The 17,231-nt window shown below is 31.2% G+C and carries 19 protein-coding genes; 15 read left to right on the top strand and 4 right to left on the bottom strand.

Annotated elements, in window-relative coordinates:
- Window positions 1-5: 5 nt before the first annotated feature.
- The 12 genes from M890_RS0102740 (at window position 6) to M890_RS0102685 (ending at window position 10,069) form a co-directional block, all read left to right on the top strand.
- Window positions 6-641: a DUF937 domain-containing protein gene (locus tag M890_RS0102740; RefSeq protein WP_028282054.1), complete on the top strand. Its 636-nt coding sequence runs from the start codon at window positions 6-8 to the stop codon at window positions 639-641.
- Window positions 642-741: 100 nt separating this feature from the next.
- Window positions 742-1,173, top strand: coding sequence for a DUF6146 family protein (locus M890_RS0102735; RefSeq protein ID WP_028282053.1), 432 nt, complete (start codon window positions 742-744; stop codon window positions 1,171-1,173).
- A 36-nt stretch (window positions 1,174-1,209) separates the two neighbouring features.
- Window positions 1,210-1,701 carry a DUF6787 family protein gene (locus M890_RS0102730; protein ID WP_028282052.1) on the top strand — a complete coding sequence of 164 codons (492 nt, stop codon included), beginning with the start codon at window positions 1,210-1,212 and terminating at the stop codon, window positions 1,699-1,701.
- A complete protein-coding gene (locus M890_RS0102725; protein WP_051437427.1) occupies window positions 1,702-2,031 on the top strand; it encodes a hypothetical protein in 330 nt (109 codons plus the stop codon). It begins immediately after the preceding gene.
- A 33-nt stretch (window positions 2,032-2,064) separates the two neighbouring features.
- Complete coding sequence (locus tag M890_RS0102720; RefSeq protein ID WP_028282050.1) at window positions 2,065-4,461, top strand: TonB-dependent receptor; 2,397 nt, start codon at window positions 2,065-2,067, stop codon at window positions 4,459-4,461.
- 17 nt (window positions 4,462-4,478) lie between these two features.
- The gene (locus M890_RS0102715) at window positions 4,479-5,072 is read left to right on the top strand and encodes a hypothetical protein (RefSeq protein WP_028282049.1); all 594 of its coding nucleotides are present in this window, start codon (window positions 4,479-4,481) and stop codon (window positions 5,070-5,072) included.
- A gap of 143 nt (window positions 5,073-5,215) precedes the next feature.
- The gene (locus M890_RS0102710; protein WP_028282048.1) at window positions 5,216-5,953 is read left to right on the top strand and encodes a DUF3108 domain-containing protein; all 738 of its coding nucleotides are present in this window, start codon (window positions 5,216-5,218) and stop codon (window positions 5,951-5,953) included.
- 140 nt (window positions 5,954-6,093) lie between these two features.
- On the top strand, window positions 6,094-7,164 hold the full coding sequence (gene gcvT, locus M890_RS0102705; protein ID WP_028282047.1) for a glycine cleavage system aminomethyltransferase GcvT: 1,071 nt from the start codon (window positions 6,094-6,096) through the stop codon (window positions 7,162-7,164).
- 9 nt (window positions 7,165-7,173) lie between these two features.
- Window positions 7,174-8,088 carry a glutaminase gene (locus M890_RS0102700; RefSeq protein ID WP_028282046.1) on the top strand — a complete coding sequence of 305 codons (915 nt, stop codon included), beginning with the start codon at window positions 7,174-7,176 and terminating at the stop codon, window positions 8,086-8,088.
- Window positions 8,089-8,102: 14 nt separating this feature from the next.
- Window positions 8,103-8,933: a sugar nucleotide-binding protein gene (locus M890_RS0102695; RefSeq protein ID WP_028282045.1), complete on the top strand. Its 831-nt coding sequence runs from the start codon at window positions 8,103-8,105 to the stop codon at window positions 8,931-8,933.
- Between the two features lie 24 nt (window positions 8,934-8,957).
- On the top strand, window positions 8,958-9,251 hold the full coding sequence (locus tag M890_RS0102690) for a 4a-hydroxytetrahydrobiopterin dehydratase (protein WP_028282044.1): 294 nt from the start codon (window positions 8,958-8,960) through the stop codon (window positions 9,249-9,251).
- Between the two features lie 89 nt (window positions 9,252-9,340).
- Entirely contained in the window at window positions 9,341-10,069 is a 729-nt protein-coding gene (locus M890_RS0102685; protein ID WP_028282043.1) for a YebC/PmpR family DNA-binding transcriptional regulator, read from the top strand.
- Window positions 10,070-10,140: 71 nt separating this feature from the next.
- Here M890_RS0102685 and bcp read toward each other — a convergent pair whose 3' ends face one another.
- Entirely contained in the window at window positions 10,141-10,596 is a 456-nt protein-coding gene (gene bcp, locus M890_RS0102680) for a thioredoxin-dependent thiol peroxidase (protein ID WP_028282042.1), read from the bottom strand.
- A gap of 35 nt (window positions 10,597-10,631) precedes the next feature.
- On the opposite strand from bcp, the gene M890_RS0102675 reads away from it, so the two are divergent.
- On the top strand, window positions 10,632-11,279 hold the full coding sequence (locus M890_RS0102675) for an endonuclease III domain-containing protein (protein WP_028282041.1): 648 nt from the start codon (window positions 10,632-10,634) through the stop codon (window positions 11,277-11,279).
- A 34-nt stretch (window positions 11,280-11,313) separates the two neighbouring features.
- On the opposite strand, the gene M890_RS16815 is transcribed toward M890_RS0102675, so the two are convergent.
- Window positions 11,314-11,469, bottom strand: coding sequence for a hypothetical protein (locus M890_RS16815; protein ID WP_198018190.1), 156 nt, complete (start codon window positions 11,467-11,469; stop codon window positions 11,314-11,316).
- Between the two features lie 55 nt (window positions 11,470-11,524).
- The gene (locus M890_RS0102665; protein WP_028282040.1) at window positions 11,525-12,109 is read right to left on the bottom strand and encodes an RNA polymerase sigma factor; all 585 of its coding nucleotides are present in this window, start codon (window positions 12,107-12,109) and stop codon (window positions 11,525-11,527) included.
- Between the two features lie 234 nt (window positions 12,110-12,343).
- Between M890_RS0102665 and uvrA the strand changes: the two genes are divergently transcribed.
- A complete protein-coding gene (gene uvrA / locus M890_RS0102660; RefSeq protein ID WP_028282039.1) occupies window positions 12,344-15,127 on the top strand; it encodes an excinuclease ABC subunit UvrA in 2,784 nt (927 codons plus the stop codon).
- 68 nt (window positions 15,128-15,195) lie between these two features.
- Here the strand turns inward: uvrA and M890_RS0102655 are convergent, their stop codons facing one another.
- Window positions 15,196-16,167 (bottom strand): DUF3667 domain-containing protein, encoded by a 972-nt coding sequence (locus tag M890_RS0102655; protein WP_051437426.1) that lies wholly within the window; start codon window positions 16,165-16,167, stop codon window positions 15,196-15,198.
- 283 nt (window positions 16,168-16,450) lie between these two features.
- Here M890_RS0102655 and M890_RS0102650 point away from each other — a divergent pair, with 283 nt between their 5' ends.
- Window positions 16,451-17,098 carry a hypothetical protein gene (locus tag M890_RS0102650; protein ID WP_028282037.1) on the top strand — a complete coding sequence of 216 codons (648 nt, stop codon included), beginning with the start codon at window positions 16,451-16,453 and terminating at the stop codon, window positions 17,096-17,098.
- Window positions 17,099-17,231: the final 133 nt, after the last annotated feature.

Genomic DNA, 17,231 nt, shown 5'->3' with positions numbered 1-17,231 from the left:
ATAAAATGGCAGGAATTTTAGACCTTTTAAACTCAGATTTAGGGAAAACAATCATCAGTGGTGTATCTGGATCAACAGGAACAGACCAAGACAGAACAGGAAGCGTTTTAACAATGGCTTTACCAGTGTTAATGAAAGCAATGGAGCGTAACGCTTCAACACCTGAAGGTGCAGAAGGACTTTTAGGAGCGATAAAAGGTAAGCACGACGGAAGCATATTAGATAATTTAGGAGACCTTTTTGGAGGTGGTGTAAATGACGAAGTGGTTAATGATGGTGACAAAATTTTAGGTCATGTACTAGGTGCTAAAAGAGATGGTGTACAACAAGTTATTGGTCAAAAATCTGGTTTAGATTCAGGATCTGTTGCAAACATATTAAAAGTAGCTGCTCCAATATTAATGGGAGTTTTAGGAAAACAAGCAAGTCAAAATAATGTAAGTTCTACTAACGACTTAGGTGGTTTACTTGGTGGTTTATTAGGTGGAAATGAAACTAAAAACGAACAAAGCTTTTTAGAAAAAATATTAGATGCAGATGGTGATGGTAGCATAATTGATGATGTTGCAGGAATGGTACTTGGTGGATCTAAGAAAAAAGGAGGTATAGCTGGTTTATTAGGTGGTCTTTTCGGAAAATAAGATTTTACTATTACAGTAAAAAAAAGCCAAACAACTTGTTTGGCTTTTTTTTGTGGCATTACTAAACATAAATTTTTGTATTTTTAAGAAAAAGAAGCCTATGAAAAATATACTTTTATTTGCGTTGTTATTATGTATAGCATATAGCTGTAAAACTAATAAAGTCAATAGTCCTAAAGACTTATCTTTGGCTCAACCTGGCGACACTATTACCATATCAAGTGACAAAACAGAATACGACATTATCATAATAGAGCCTGGATTTAATACATGGTTACAAACTGTTGCTAAACCAGAAGGCTTTTACACACAACAGTATTTAGAAAACAAAAATGTAATGTATGTCTCAGCATGGAATAATCGTGTATTACAGCCACAGCGCTACAATCCTAACTTATACGAACTCCAAATTGATTACCAATCCAATATAGATTATGGATATGACGTAAATTATAAGTTGTATAACTATTTTGTTTATTTTCAAAACAGATATAAACAAAATCTTTTAGGTGGTCGTATTCCTCCTAATTAAAGCCTTTTCTATATCTTTGCAGTGATAAAAATTGCAATGGAAAAATTTAAACAACGTTGGGAAATCCAACACAATTGGCAACTATTATTTCCTATTTTAGGCTTTTTGGCACTAGCCTATTCTAGCTATAAGCTTGCTAATAAAATGATTGACGATAATATATTCTTAGTTATAACGTCTACCATAATAACCACTTCATTATTATTAAAGTTTGTATTATTTCTGTTTAAAAAACTGGAAAACAAATGGGAAGTCACATACAAATGGGAAATGATCCGCATATTTATAGTATTTGCTGTCACAGGTAGTTCTTCTTTATTTGTAGGAAGACCAATAATAAATTGGTTAGGAATTACTAAAGAAAACTTAAATATTGTGGTCTATTGGATTTTATATATTATCATTGGGCTAATTTTCTATCAAATAATGTTAGTCTTTTTTGGATGGCTGTCAGGTCAACACAAATTTTTTTGGGAATTTGAAAAAAAGATGATACGACGTTTTGGTTTAGGTAAATTTGTAGATTAATTGAAACAACAACAGCACATATCATTTAAATATATAGCAATAGTTTTACTACTTGCTGTAATGCTTCCTTCTGCTGTAAAATTTACGCATGTTTTTGAAAACCATAAACATGAAGTGTGCTTAGACAATATTACGTCTCACATGCACAAAACTGACGTAGAATGCGAGTTTTATAAATTCAAACTCAACACGCAATTCTATCCTTTTTTTGAAATTACTCTAATAGACATTGAAGACAATTTCTTAAAAATCACCAATACATTATATAACTTTAATTATAATCATCAGCAATTATCGTTCTCTCTCAGAGGACCTCCTTTTTTAGTTTAACATAAGTAATTATTTAAACTAAATTTTTTTACAATGAAATATTATTTAATGGTTTTGTGTTGCTGTGTATTCAGTTGGTCACAAAGTCAAGATTGCAATGGTACTTTTTCAGGAGAAGTGCATGATTTTCATGATGGTACACCAATAATTAATGCTACCATTTTTATTGAAAGTCTAAATAAATATACTACAACTGACATTAATGGTCGTTTTTCTATAGATAACCTATGTAATGCTTTAATTTCTGTAGAGGTTAGTCATCTTGCATGCGAAACCAAAACAATAGACGTTAACATAGTTAACGATACTTTTATTGAAATTAACCTAGAGCATCATATCGAGGAGCTAAATGAAGTTAAAGTGACTGGTGCTTCTGGTATTAAACTGACTAAAACTGCGCAAGAAACTCATTTAAAATCAGAAGTTATTGATCGTTTTAGCTCACTAAATTTAGGTGATGCTTTAAAACAAATTAGTGGTGTATCTTCTATAAATACTGGTAATAGCATTGTTAAACCTGTAATTAATGGTTTACATAGCAGCAGAATTATTGTAATGACTAATGGTGTAAGGCTTCAAGACCAAGAATGGGGAATTGAACATGCACCAAATATAGATTTAAACACTGCTGGTAGTATCAACGTTATTAAAGGTGCCAATGCGTTAGCTTATGGTGGTGATGCAATTGGAGGAGTTATTGTTTTAAAACCTTCTAATATAACTTTAAAAGATTCACTTTACGGAAAAACAATAGTAAGTGGTAACACCAATGGTAGAGGCTATAATTTAAATACCTCATTAACAAAAACATACAAAAAAGGTTGGTATTTAGGTGCACAAGCTTCTTTAAAACGTTTAGGAGACATGGAAGCACCAGATTATAGTTTAACCAATACTGGTTTAAACACTAAAGGTTTTTCTATTAATGGTGGTTTTAAAACTTTTCAAAAAGGTTTTAATGTGTATTACAGTTATTTAGATAATGAAATAGCTATTTTAAGAGCAGCACATATAGGTAATATTGAAGATTTAGTAAATGCGATTAACAATCCGCAACCATTAGTAATTGACGATTTTAGTTATGATATTAATGCGCCTAAACAAGACGTTACCCATCAGGTTTTTAAAACTGAATTCTACAAACGTTTTAAAAAATTTGGACGTGTAGACATACAGTATGATTACCAAAACAACCATCGTTTTGAGTATGATATCCGTGTTGGTGATGATAGAGATAAACCTGCAATAGATTTAACTTTAAAAACACATACTTTAAAAACTAGCGTGACATTGGATTCAAAAAACAATATTTCTTATAATTTTGGAGTAAATGCAGGATATCAAAATAATTTTGCAGCAAACACAGGTGTTAGACGCCTAATTCCGGATTATGACAAGTATGATTTAGGAGCGTTTATTGTTAGCGAATTAAAATTAAACAATGATTTATCATTAGATTTTGGTCTACGTTATGATTTTAATCAAATTGATGCTAAAAAATATTACTTAACTAGTCGTTGGAATGAGCGTAACTATGAATCGGATTTTGGAAATATTGTGATTGACGATTTAGGCACACAATTACTGACTAATCCAGTTTTTAATTACCACAATGTTTCAGCATCTACAGGTATTGCTTATCAATTAAATGAATATAATAGCTTTATATTTAATTATGGATTATCTAATCGTGCTCCTAACCCATCCGAGTTATTTAGTGATGGCTTACATCACTCGGCAGCTAGAATTGAATTAGGAGATTTACGTTTAAAACAAGAAACATCAAATCGTATTTCTGGCAGCTATAATTTTCAAAAAAACAATTTATCATTAAACATTGAAGCTTTTTATAATTATATAAAAGATTACATTTTTATAGAGCCTACTGGAACAGAACAAACCATTCGTGGTGCCTTCCCAGTGTGGAGTTACAATCAAACAAATGCTGCTTTATATGGATTAGATCTTACTGCTAATTATAGCTTTAATGACCATTTGTTTTTAAATAATAAATCCTCAATCACAAAAGGAAAGGATGTTAGTCAAGATCAAGCTTTAATTGATATGCCTTCGTTTAAAACGGTAAATATCATTGGGTATTCTAACCCAAAATGGTTAGATCTTAAATCCGAATTACAAAGTGAGTGGGTCTTTAGACAAAATGATTACCCAAATAATAATTTTGAAGTATTTATACCAACTACAGGACAAATGGAATTGGTAGATGTTAGCACTACACCTCCAGCCTATCACTTATTGCATTTACAAAGCAATATTAGTTTAGATATTTCTGAAAAAACAGACCTAAATATTGGTCTAAATATTACAAATATTTTTAATACAAATTACCGAGAAAACCTTAATAGATTACGTTATTTTGCTGATGATGTAGGAAGGAATATAATGTTACAATTAAAATTAAACTATTAACACTAAAAACATTAACAATGAAAACTTTAACATTAAAAACCATAAAACAAGTATCACTATTATTTTTAATTTCAATTGCATTTACAGCGTGTTCAAGCGACGATGATAATACAAACAACCCAGAACCTGTTAATGAGGAGGAAGTAATCACAACCTTAACAGCTACACTTATTCCTGTTGGTGGAGGTACAACAGTAACAATGCAAACACGTGATTTAGATGGTGATGGACCAAATGCTCCTGTGGTAACGGTATCATCAGACTTAGTGGCAAACACTGTATATAATGGAAGTCTAGTTTTATTAAACGAAACTGAGTCTCCTGCTGGAGAAATAAATGAAGAAATTGTAGAAGAAAGCAATGACCATCAATTTTTTTATAATGTAACAAATAGCATTGCTACTTTTACTTACGAGGATTTTGATGATAACGGAAATCCTTTAGGTTTAGAGTTTACTTTAACTACAGCTGCTACAGCTATGACCGGAAACCTAACAATTACTCTACGTCATGAACCAAGCAAATCTGCAGTTGGTGTTAGCGATGGAGACATTACAAACGCAGGTGGAGAAACTGATGTGCAAGCTGTATTTCCTGTTGTAATACAATAATAGTTAACTAAGTTTACCACTATTTTTAATAAAAACATCCCGTAAATTACGGGATGTTTTTTGTTTTAAACTTTAATAGATTCAAACAAAATATGTAACAAATGCTTTGTTTAAACTACTAATTAAAAAACACTTTAACGATTATGAAAACAGCATTTTACATTGTACTATTAACCTTTGGTTCTTCGTTTTTAGGATATAGTCAAAACCAACCTTTAAGTCCCAATAACAATACAGCAGATACATCACTTGTCCAACCAGAATCATCTAATATGAATTGGTATATTGTCCAGGACACAGTTAAAGTACTTATTGGAAAAGTAAATACTCAAATTAAAAAAGATAAAAAAAACCTTTATGTCGTTACTACAGTAGACATGACCCAAGCCACAACTAAGTGGGTAGACACCACCATTGTATCTATTAAAAACTTTAAACCTATATACCATTCGTCTTACAATCAACAACGTGATATGGTATTACATTTTGACTCTAAAGTGACTGGTTATTATTTTGATAAAAAAACCGATACTAAAACAGCTATTAATGAAACTACCACTAAACCTTATTTTGATAGTAATTTTTACCCACAACTTATTAGGTTTTTACCGTTAACGGAAGGTTATAAAAATACTATTGCCATTTTTGATTATAATCCTAAAACTTCAACAGGTGTAATAACAGCTACTATTAAAAATACAGAACTGGCAATTTTAAACTTAAATGGACAAGAAACTAAAGTTTGGAAAGTGCAAACAACAGATGATATTTCTAAAAATCAAACTATTAGCACTTATTATATTGACGTTACTACCAGAAAAATACTAAAACATGATATAGCTTTTAATGGTAGATTAATGACAATGGAAATAATTGATTAGCATTCTGCATCTTAATAAAAGACTAAGCAAATTTTAACTTGATATTATTTCTAAACCTAAAAGCAACTCAATAATTTTCAATACTTTTGTTAGACAACATTTTAAAATTTCCGCTTGACGGTAAAACAAAAATATATTTCATGAAAAACACAGCTTTAACAGCAACACACGAAGCACTTGGTGCAAAAATGGTTCCATTTGCAGGTTACAATATGCCTGTACAATATGATGGTGTAAATATAGAACATGAAGCAGTTAGAAAAGACTGTGGTGTGTTTGATGTATCACATATGGGAGAGTTTTTAATTTCTGGTCCAAATGCATTAGATTTAATACAAAGTGTAAGTAGTAATGATGCGTCTAAGTTAACTATTGGTAAAGCACAATATGCTTGTTTACCAAATGATGATGGTGGAATTGTTGACGATTTAATTATTTATAAATTAAAAGAAGAACAATATTTATTAGTGGTTAATGCTAGTAATATTGAAAAAGACTGGAACTGGATTAGCTCTAAAAACACAGTTGGTGCAGATATGCGTGATTTGTCTGAAGACTACTCGTTATTAGCTATTCAAGGTCCTAATGCAGTTGAAAAAATGCAGGCTTTATCTAGTCATGATTTATCTGACATTAAATTTTACAACTTTAAAGTTGGTGATTTTGCAGGTATAGACAATGTCATTATTTCTGCAACTGGATATACTGGAAGTGGTGGTTTTGAGATTTATTGTAAAAATGACGAAGTCAAACAAATTTGGGATAGAGTTACTGAAGCTGGAGCAAAACCAATTGGCTTAGCTGCTAGAGATACGCTACGTTTAGAAATGGGATATTGCCTTTACGGAAATGACATTGATGATACCACATCACCTATTGAAGCTGGTTTAGGTTGGGTAACAAAATTTACTAAAACCTTTACTAATAGCGAAGCTTTAGAAGCACAAAAACGCAAAGGTGTAGATCGTAAATTAGTAGCGTTTGAATTAGACGAAAGAGGAATCCCTAGACAAGGCTATGATATTGTTGACAGTCAAGGTAAAAAAATAGGTGAAGTAACGTCTGGTACTATGTCACCTATGTTAAACAAAGGTATTGGTTTAGGCTATGTACCAACGGTCTTTGCAGATGTAAACAGTAAAATAAATATCCAAATACGTAAAAATGCAGTGCCTGCAACTGTTGTAAAACTTCCGTTTTACAAAGCGTAATTATACTTTATGTTAGATTTTAATACAATAATAAACAACATCCATAATAACCTAAAAGACAACGTTGTTAAGGGTGTTGTTGCTTCTTATATCCCAGAATTATCAAAACAAGATGTCAATCAATTTGGCATTTACATGCAACATATGGACGGTCGATCGTTTATGGTTGGTGATGCCGAAGTTCCATTTTCTATACAAAGTATCTCTAAAGTTTTATCCTTATCCAAAGCGATTGCTTTTGAAAACAATGATATATGGAAACGTGTGGATGTAGAACCGTCTGGAAACCCTTTTAATCACTTATCGTTATTAGAGCTAGAAAATGGTATTCCTAGAAACCCTTTAATAAATGCAGGTGCCATAGTGGTTGCAGATATTTTATGCTCTAAATTTGAAAATCCAAAAGCCGATTTTTTACAATTTGTACGCGACATTGCAAATGACCAAACCATTGATTACAATTATAAAGTTGCAGAGTCAGAACGTAAAACGGGTTATAATAATTATGCAGCTGCTAATCTTTTAAAATCTTTTAATAATTTAAATAATAATGTAGAGGATGTAATGGATTTTTACTTCCATCAATGTGCTCTAGAAATGACTTGCTCTCAATTAGCAAAAGCATTTTATTTATTTGCCAATAAAGGTAAATGCATTAATAATAAGCAACATATTTCAAGTAGTCAAGCCAAACGTATAAATGCAATCATGTTAACTTGTGGTTTTTATGACGAGTCTGGTGAGTTTGCTTTTGAAGTTGGACTACCTGGTAAAAGTGGCGTTGGTGGTGGTATTGTAGCTTTATTACCAAATCATTTCATAATCTCTACGTGGTGTCCTGGTCTAAACGCAAAAGGTAACTCGTTAATTGGTATGCAAGCTTTAGAACAATTTACAACACAAACCAATTTATCTATTTTCTAAACGTTAGCATACTAATGAAAGAGATAAATAATAAACATCGAATACTAATTTTAGGTGCTAGTGGTTTTATTGGTCAAGCTTTATATAAAGAGCTATGTGGCTATTTTAGGACCTTTGGAACCTATTGCAGAGACAATTATGCATTTTATAAAAACCAACATTACTTTCAATATAACATCGAGGAAGATGATATTTTTGAAATCCTAGATATTGTAAAACCTACCATTATAATTTCTGCGATAAGAGGAAATTTTTCGGCACAAATTATTGCGCATCAGCACATAACAGAATATGTAATTGCAAATAATAGTAAATTAATATTTTTATCATCAGCCAACGTTTTTGATGCCTATAGCAAATTTCCTAGCTATGAAATTGACAAAACACTTAGTCATAGTATGTATGGTCATTTTAAAATAAAAATAGAAAATATGCTATTACGTTTGCCAAAACAATATTATACCATTATAAGATTACCAATGGTATTTGGAGCGCAATCTCCAAGAATACAAGAGATTAAATTTCATATTAAAGAAAAAATACCCTTTGAAGTATTTCCAAATTTAATAATGAATGTCACCACAGATACTAAGGTCACACAACAAATTCATTATTTAATAAACCGAAATAAAAAAGGCATATTCCATTTAGGTAGTGAAGATTTAGTGCATCATGACGATTTTATTAAAGAAATTATTGCGTCGCTAAACATAAAAAACCCACTTTTAAAACAAGTGTACACAACCAATGACGACAGGTATTTAGCAGTCCTTTCTAAAGAAAACAAGCTACCTAAGCATTTACAGTTATTAAGTCAAGAAATTTTAACAGAATTAGAAGTTTAATTTATTATTTTTAAATAAAAAAATATGGCACTACTTACACAAACAGAAATAGAACAACGTCTACTTAGACTACCAGAATGGGAACATTATGATAATGCAATCCATGCAGAATTTGAATTTGAAAATTTTAAAGACTGTTTTAGCGCAATGAGCAGAATTGCTTTTGAGTGCGAAGCATTAAACCACCATCCTGAATGGACTAACGAATATAATGTCCTTAAAATTACAATAACAACACATGATGCAGGTGGAGTTACAGATAAAGATTTTAAATTAGCTTTAGCAATTGAGCATATTGTTGAAGAGGAAGAGGACTAATACCACTTTATTCACATATTTTTTTAAATTTGTGATTCAATAAAATAATCTAGGTTTTCGCTACAGCGAAACTATAAAAACATATAATCATGGGAAGAGCTTTTGAATTTAGAAAAGCACGTAAAATGAAACGTTGGTCTGCAATGAGCAAGGCTTTTACACGCATTGGAAAAGATATTGTAATGGCTGTAAAAGAAGGTGGACCAGATCCAGCTAGTAACTCACGTTTACGTGCAGTTATACAAAATGCCAAAGCAGTAAACATGCCTAAGGACAATGTGGAACGTGCTATTAAAAAAGCAAGCGACAAAAGTCAAGGTGATTTTAAAGAAGTAATTTTTGAAGGTTATGCACCTCATGGAATTGCTGTTTTAGTTGAAACTGCAACAGATAATAATACCAGAACTGTAGCTAACGTACGTAGTTATTTTAATAAATGTGATGGTAGTTTAGGTACATCAGGATCTGTGGTATTTATGTTTGACCATACTTGTAACTTTAGAGTTGCTGCTGAAGGTTTAGATCCTGAAGAGTTAGAACTAGAATTTATAGATTTTGGTGCAGAAGAAGTCTTTGCAGATGACGACGGTATTTTAATTTATGCTCCTTTTGAAAGCTTTGGAGCTATCCAAGCAGAGTTAGAAAGACGTGAAATTGAAATTTTGTCTTCTGGATTTGAACGTATACCACAAGTAACAAAAGCTTTAACACCAGAACAAGCTGCTGATGTTGAAAAATTATTAGAAAAATTAGACGATGATGATGATGTACAAAATGTATATCATACCATGGAAGAAACGGATAATGATGATGAGTAATCTAATGTCATGAATATTAAAAAAGCGACCAATTGGTCGCTTTTTTTTATGTTAATTAAGTGTCGTATGTATTACAACTCTAAAATTTGAGCAGCATGATCTTTGGTTTTAACCTTATCAATAACATGAGCCACTACTCCATCTTCATCTATTAAAAAAGTTTTACGGTGGATACCATCATATTCTTTACCCATAAACTTTTTTAAACCCCAAACACCAAAAGCATTTATAACTTCTTTGTCTTCATCTGCTAATAAAGGAAAAGGAAAATTATATTTGTTTTTAAAATTAGTTTGTCTTTTTTCAGAATCTGCACTCACTCCTAAAATTTCATAACCTTTATCCTGTAATGCTTTATAGTTGTCTGTTAAATTACACGCTTCTGCTGTACAACCAGGTGTACTAGCTTTTGGATAAAAGAAAACAATTAGTTTTTTTCCTTTATAATCGGATAATGACACTGGATTTCCGTCTTGATCATTAACTGTAAAATTTGGTACTTTATCACCTTGTTTTAATGTATTCATAGTTGTAATTTTGGTTTCACTCAAAAATACAACTAATGACTAAGCAAGAAAAGGTAGATTTTGTTATAAATACGTTAAATAAACTGTATCCAGAAATCCCTGTACCATTAGATCATAAAGACCCTTACACATTATTAGTTGCGGTTTTATTATCTGCACAATGCACAGATGTTAGAGTCAATCAAATCACACCTTTATTGTTTGCTAAGGCAGATAATCCATACGATATGATTAAGATGAGTGTGGAAGAAATTAAAGAAATAATCAGACCTTGTGGATTGTCACCAATGAAAAGTAAAGGTATATACGGACTATCAAAAATGTTAGTCGAAGACTATAATGGCATAGTACCACAGTCTTTTGAAGCTCTGGAAACCTTTCCTGCAGTTGGTCATAAAACTGCTAGTGTAGTCATGAGTCAAGCTTTTGGTGTACCAGCTTTTCCTGTAGATACACACATACATAGGTTAATGTATCGCTGGAATCTAACCAATGGTAAAAGCGTACAACAAACTGAAAAAGATGCTAAACGATTATTTCCAGAACATACTTGGAATGATTTACACCTTCAAATAATATGGTATGGACGCGAGTATTCTCCTGCAAGAGGTTGGGATTTAGAAAAAGATATTATTACCAAAACTATTGGTCGTGCTTCTGTCTTAAAAGCGTACTACAAATAAAAAACGTCCTGAGACTATCAGGACGTTTCAAAGTTTAGTTTTGAAGTGCTTCAAACTTCAAATTTTTATAATTTATAACACTTAAAGCCTTGCTATAATTTAAGATAAAACTTATGGTTTCATCTTTAGGTCTTAATTTAAAACCTTGTTTTTTTGGGGTATTAGAATGTTCAGAGTAAATTTTTGCCATGTATATTAGTTTAAGGTATATACAGATAACGAGCAAAATTTTACTTTATTGTATTTTAATTAGTCAATACTATATTGTGCTTTTCAATAACCTTTCTCATATTAATTAAAGCATAGCGCATACGACCCAAAGCAGTGTTTATACTTACACCTGTACGTTCTGATATTTCTTTAAAACTCATATCATTATACATACGCATTACTAAAACTTCTTTTTGATCTTCTGGCAGCTCGTCTATCAAACGTCTTACATCTGACTCAACTTGCTCTTTAACCATAACCTTTTCAGCATTTAAAGACGTATCACTAATAACAGAAAAGATATCAAAATCACCAGAATTATCAAATTTTGGCATTCTGTTGTTTTTTCTAAAATGATCAATCACTAAATTATGTGCAATACGCATTACCCAAGGTAAAAATTTACCCTCTTCGTTATATTTACCACGTTTTAAAGTACGAATGACTTTAATAAAAGTATCCTGAAAAATATCTTCAGCAATATCTCTATCAAATACTTTAGAGTATATAAAACTATAAATACGTTGTTTGTGTCTAGTAATCAATACTTCTAAAGCAGACTCGTCTCCTTTAATATAGTTACTAACAAGAATAGCATCTGTGATTGTTACTTTTTGCATAATCATTACTTTTTGGGCACCAAAAAAAGGCTCTGGCTTGGGGTTTATAAAATAAAAAGTAATGTTATAGTATAGGCAAAAAATTAAGTTAGGTCATTGATATGCATCAAATATAACAACAATCATTCCGAAAAAACAAAAAAAAACTAAAGTTTTAACATTTTATTGCACAATAATCTTTTTTACTAGATGATTAAGTTATGTTATCTTTGTAGCCAAGACGTAAAGATAACTATGACAACACCGCTTTCTGAAGTAAATCCAAAAGAAAACATTATAATTAAAGGTGCAAAATTGCACAATCTTAAAAACATTGATGTTGTTATACCACGTCGTAAATTGGTTGTAATAACTGGTTTATCAGGTTCTGGAAAATCAAGTTTAGCTTTTGATACTTTGTATGCAGAAGGTCAGCGTCGTTATGTAGAAAGTTTAAGTAGTTATGCTAGACAATTTTTAGGACGCTTAAACAAACCTAAAGTAGACTATATCAAAGGTATTGCACCTGCTATAGCTATCGAGCAAAAAGTTAATAGTACTAACCCTAGATCAACCGTTGGAACAACAACAGAGATTTATGACTATTTAAAACTGTTGTTTGCCAGAGTTGGTCGCACCTACTCTCCTATTTCTGGTCAAGAAGTAAAAAAAGATACCGTTACTGACGTTATTAATTATATAAAAGGTTTAGCCTTAAATGAAAAGCTTTTATTGTTAGCTCCTGTTGTACTTGAAGAAGGTCGTGAATTACAAGACAAACTAAATGCTTTAAATGCACAAGGTTATGCAAGAATAAAAGTAAAAGATAAAGTCTTAAGAATTGACGAAGCTAAAGACTTAACCTCTACCAAAGATTTATTTTTAGTGGTAGACCGAATTGTCACTAAAGACGATGAGGATTTTTATAATAGATTAGCAGACGCCATACAAACTGCCTTTTTTGAAGGTAAAGGAAATTGTTATATCGAAACCTTATCTGATAATTCAACTCGACATTTTAGTAATAAGTTTGAATTAGATGGTTTACAGTTTTTAGAGCCAAACGTACATTTATTTAGTTTTAACAACCCTTATGGCGCATGTCCAAAATGTGAAGGTTATGGTGATGTTATTGGGATTGATGATGATTTAGTGATTCCTAATACAGCACTTTCAGTATATGAAAACGCTATTTTTCCTTGGCGTGGAGATAGTATGAGTTGGTACAAAGACCAATTAGTTAACAACTCGCATAAATTTGATTTCCCAATACACAAACCCTATTTTCAATTAAGCCCAGAACATAAAGCTTTAATTTGGGAAGGAAACCAATATTTTGAAGGTTTAAACAGTTTTTTTGCAGAGTTAGAAAGTAAGGCTTACAAAATTCAAAATCGTGTAATGCTATCTAGATATAGAGGCAAAACACAATGTAAAGTCTGTCATGGTAAGCGTTTAAGACCAGAAACAAACTATATAAAAGTTGGTAATGCAACCTTAACAGAATTAGTAGAATTACCGTTAAGTAAACTAGCTGTGTTTTTTGATACTATCACGTTAAATGAGTACGATACAAAAATTGCAGAACGTCTATTAGTAGAAATTAAAAACAGACTTAGCTTTTTACATAATGTAGGTTTAGATTATTTAACTTTAAACCGAAAATCCAACACACTTTCTGGTGGAGAAAGCCAACGTATTAATCTAGCCACTTCATTAGGAAGTAGTTTAGTCGGATCCATGTATATTTTAGACGAGCCTAGTATTGGTTTGCATCCAAAAGACTCTGAACGTTTAATACAGGTTTTAAAACAACTTCGTGATTTAGGAAATACTGTAATTGTGGTAGAGCATGATGAAGATATCATGAAGGAAGCAGACCAAATTATAGATATTGGTCCTGAAGCTGGTACTTTAGGAGGTCAAGTTGTTGCTGTAGGCACATATGCCGAAATCTTAAAATCAAACTCGTTAACTGCTCAATATTTAAATGAAACCTTAAAAATTGAAGTACCAAAAACACGTCGTACTAGTAAATACAGTGTGGATATTATTGGAGCTAGAGAAAATAATTTAAAAAATATAGATGTCTCTTTTCCTTTAGAAATGTTAACCGTTATTACTGGTGTTTCTGGAAGTGGAAAAAGTACGTTAGTTAAAAAAATACTTTTCCCTGCCATACAAAAACACTTAACAGGTTTTAGTGATAAAGCAGGACAGTTTACAGAACTTAAAGGCAACTATAGTATTGTAAAAAATATCGAATTTATAGATCAAAACCCTATAGGACGTTCATCAAGATCTAACCCTGTAACATACGTTAAAGCTTATGATGACATCAGAGCCTTATATGCTAAACAAAAACTAAGTACAATCCGTAATTATGCAGCTAAACACTTTAGTTTTAATGTAGATGGTGGACGATGTGAGACTTGTAAAGGTGAAGGAGAAGTAACAATTGAAATGCAATTTATGGCAGATGTCCATCTAGAATGTGAAACCTGTAAAGGAAAACGTTTTAAAAAGGAAGTCTTGGAAGTCACATTTGCAGATAAAAATATTGATGACATTTTAAATTTAACTATTGATGATGCTATCGCCTTTTTTGATAAAAATGGGGTTTCTAAAATCAAAAACAAATTACAACCCTTACAAGACGTTGGATTAGGCTATGTTGCCTTAGGACAAAGCAGCTCTACCCTTTCTGGTGGAGAAGCACAACGTATTAAACTAGCTACTTTTTTAGGCAAAGGAAACACCAAAGACAAAACCTTGTTTATTTTTGACGAACCTACAACAGGTTTACACTTTCATGATATCCAAAAATTATTAAAGTCGTTTTATGCATTAATAGCTAAAGGACATTCTATAATTGTTGTTGAGCATAATTTAGAACTCATTAAATGTGCAGATCATATTATAGATTTAGGACCAGAAGGTGGAGAAAATGGTGGTAATTTAGTTGCTTTTGGCACACCTGAAGCGGTTATAAAAGTTAAAGATAGCGTTACTGCTAAGTATTTAAAAGACAAATTATAAAACTTAAATTTGATTTAAGTCAAATCTGAGTTTTGAAACTTTTATTTTAAAAACAGAATTTTATCTTGTTAATAAAATAAAAAAGAAACAAGACCTAATACCACAAAAGCAATAGGTACAAGAACTACCAAAAATACCAACGAGATTATTCCGCTTTTTAAAACACTGTATATTACACCTTGATTATAAAAACGTTTTACAGCAATAACAAGGTATATAAATGTAGATAATGCTATTAAAAAGTCTATCCAATTGGGAACGTCAATAATAATATTAGTGATTAGTAACAGGCCAAAAACTGTAAAAATAAAGGCGAAAAAGTAAAACGAAAATACCAAGTGGTAAGCATAACGTCCTTTTTTCCAGTAAAACAGTTTTAAAAACAAGGCAAACAATGGTAATAATATAAATAAAGCAATTGGTGTTGCATTTATCATGGACACCCAAATAGTACCAGCTTTTCTATCCTGATGAAACTTTAAAAGTTGAGGATATAACAACCTGTCAAACCATCCTGGATTATCACTCATTCCCATTGCTGTATAAATTGTTTCTTTTGAAGCTCCAATAGCTATTAATGAGTCAGTTTTTTTACTTTCGTATCCAAATAATACAATATTGTTTGATTTAATGTCTTTTTGATTTACAATAGAGTCTATTTGTTTATCGGTCATTCCGGACAGCAACTTATTACTATTTAACGTCGCTCTAATTTCGCTTCGTCTAATAGAGTCCTCTTCTTTTCTTTCAATTTCATTTAAAATTTTAGTGGATTCCACTTTAAAACCTTCATTTAAATCATCTTCCACCTTGGTCATTTGAAAAGAAAATAAAAAGAAAAACACAAACGTAACAAATAAATACAATTGTGCAGGATGTAGGTATGACAAGCGTTTACCATCAATAAAACGTTTAGGCAAGAATCCTGGCTTAGTCATTAATGGAATAAAACTTTTAAAAAATTTTGAATCCCAAAGTAGATAATTATTTAAGGTATTGTAAAATAAAATTCCAAGTGTTAATTCCTCTTTATCTTTCATTCCACAATGTGGACAAAATTGGAATCCTGATTTAAAATCGCTATCGCAATTTTTACACTTGGTATACTTTAAGGACATTAGTTAGTAGTTTTTATAAAAGTAAATATTTTAATCAATTATATACTTTTCAATATAGAATTAAATTAAAATAAACTAAAAAAACGTCTTGTACATGCAGTAAAATCAATGCATAACAACTTTGGCATAGCTATTGAAACTACTTAATCAAAATAGCGAATGCCGAAACGCTTAAATAGTAGGCAAAATCTAAATCCTTAATACTATGAAAAAACTAGCACTATTATTTACAGGTATGTTAATTGGATTAACGACTGTAACAGCAGAAGCTAAATCTGCATCGCAAGGTGAAGATTTAGTATTAAACAGAAATTATTACGCACAACCAATCTTGTTTACAGAACGTGGTGTGGAATTTTTAATTTTCCCTGACGGGAGTTTTGATTTTAACACAGCAATAAATCACACGCAAGGAGACTATTATTACAGACAAACTAATACTAACACAAAACGAAGAGCATTAAACGTTACACATGGTGCTCCAGGTACGCAAGTAACTTTTAGTAATCCAAGAGATAGAGGCATGATAATTACACACGATCGTGATGGTAAGGTTAGACGCATAGGAAATGTATTTTTAAACTATAACAGAAGTGGACAAATTAAGCGTTTAGGATCTGTTTATATAAGTTACAACCGTCAAGGTCTAGTTAGCCAAATAGGAAATATGCGTTTAAAGTATAACCGTCAAGGACAATTAATTAAAACAATTGGTCAGGTAAATAGAAGTAATTCTAATCACTATATAGATCAAACTAATAATGGTCATTACCAATACCAAACAACTATAAATAATGATTATTATTACTATAGAAAAGGTGTTGATTCTAAAAATAATAAATTAAAAAAATAGTTAAATAATATCTCATTCTCTTATTCCATAAAGCCATAAACTACTGTTTATGGCTTTATTTTTTGCGCTTAAATTAAGGTACAACAAGCTTGAAACCATTGTGTTTATTGGAAATTATGTTTTTGGCACGATG

The sequence above is a fragment of the Olleya marilimosa CAM030 genome, from assembly GCF_000518485.1.
Classification (GTDB): domain Bacteria; phylum Bacteroidota; class Bacteroidia; order Flavobacteriales; family Flavobacteriaceae; genus Olleya; species Olleya marilimosa.
Note: the sequence above shows the minus strand (reverse complement) of the source record. Positions and strands in the feature narration are given on the sequence as shown.

Bases quoted from the DNA above. Each gene is read 5' to 3' on its own strand.
- M890_RS0102740 (WP_028282054.1), top strand. From the start codon at position 6: ATGGCAGGAATTTTAGACCTTTTAAACTCAGATTTAGGGAAAACAATC.
- M890_RS0102735 (WP_028282053.1), top strand. From the start codon at position 742: ATGAAAAATATACTTTTATTTGCGTTGTTATTATGTATAGCATATAGC.
- M890_RS0102730 (WP_028282052.1), top strand. From the start codon at position 1,210: ATGGAAAAATTTAAACAACGTTGGGAAATCCAACACAATTGGCAACTA.
- M890_RS0102720 (WP_028282050.1), top strand. From the start codon at position 2,065: ATGAAATATTATTTAATGGTTTTGTGTTGCTGTGTATTCAGTTGGTCA.
- M890_RS0102715 (WP_028282049.1), top strand. From the start codon at position 4,479: ATGAAAACTTTAACATTAAAAACCATAAAACAAGTATCACTATTATTT.
- M890_RS0102710 (WP_028282048.1), top strand. From the start codon at position 5,216: ATGAAAACAGCATTTTACATTGTACTATTAACCTTTGGTTCTTCGTTT.
- gcvT (WP_028282047.1), top strand. From the start codon at position 6,094: ATGAAAAACACAGCTTTAACAGCAACACACGAAGCACTTGGTGCAAAA.
- M890_RS0102700 (WP_028282046.1), top strand. From the start codon at position 7,174: ATGTTAGATTTTAATACAATAATAAACAACATCCATAATAACCTAAAA.
- M890_RS0102695 (WP_028282045.1), top strand. From the start codon at position 8,103: ATGAAAGAGATAAATAATAAACATCGAATACTAATTTTAGGTGCTAGT.
- M890_RS0102690 (WP_028282044.1), top strand. From the start codon at position 8,958: ATGGCACTACTTACACAAACAGAAATAGAACAACGTCTACTTAGACTA.
- M890_RS0102685 (WP_028282043.1), top strand. From the start codon at position 9,341: ATGGGAAGAGCTTTTGAATTTAGAAAAGCACGTAAAATGAAACGTTGG.
- bcp (WP_028282042.1), bottom strand. From the start codon at position 10,596: ATGAATACATTAAAACAAGGTGATAAAGTACCAAATTTTACAGTTAAT.
- M890_RS0102675 (WP_028282041.1), top strand. From the start codon at position 10,632: ATGACTAAGCAAGAAAAGGTAGATTTTGTTATAAATACGTTAAATAAA.
- M890_RS16815 (WP_198018190.1), bottom strand. From the start codon at position 11,469: ATGGCAAAAATTTACTCTGAACATTCTAATACCCCAAAAAAACAAGGT.
- M890_RS0102665 (WP_028282040.1), bottom strand. From the start codon at position 12,109: ATGCAAAAAGTAACAATCACAGATGCTATTCTTGTTAGTAACTATATT.
- uvrA (WP_028282039.1), top strand. From the start codon at position 12,344: ATGACAACACCGCTTTCTGAAGTAAATCCAAAAGAAAACATTATAATT.
- M890_RS0102655 (WP_051437426.1), bottom strand. From the start codon at position 16,167: ATGAAAGATAAAGAGGAATTAACACTTGGAATTTTATTTTACAATACC.
- M890_RS0102650 (WP_028282037.1), top strand. From the start codon at position 16,451: ATGAAAAAACTAGCACTATTATTTACAGGTATGTTAATTGGATTAACG.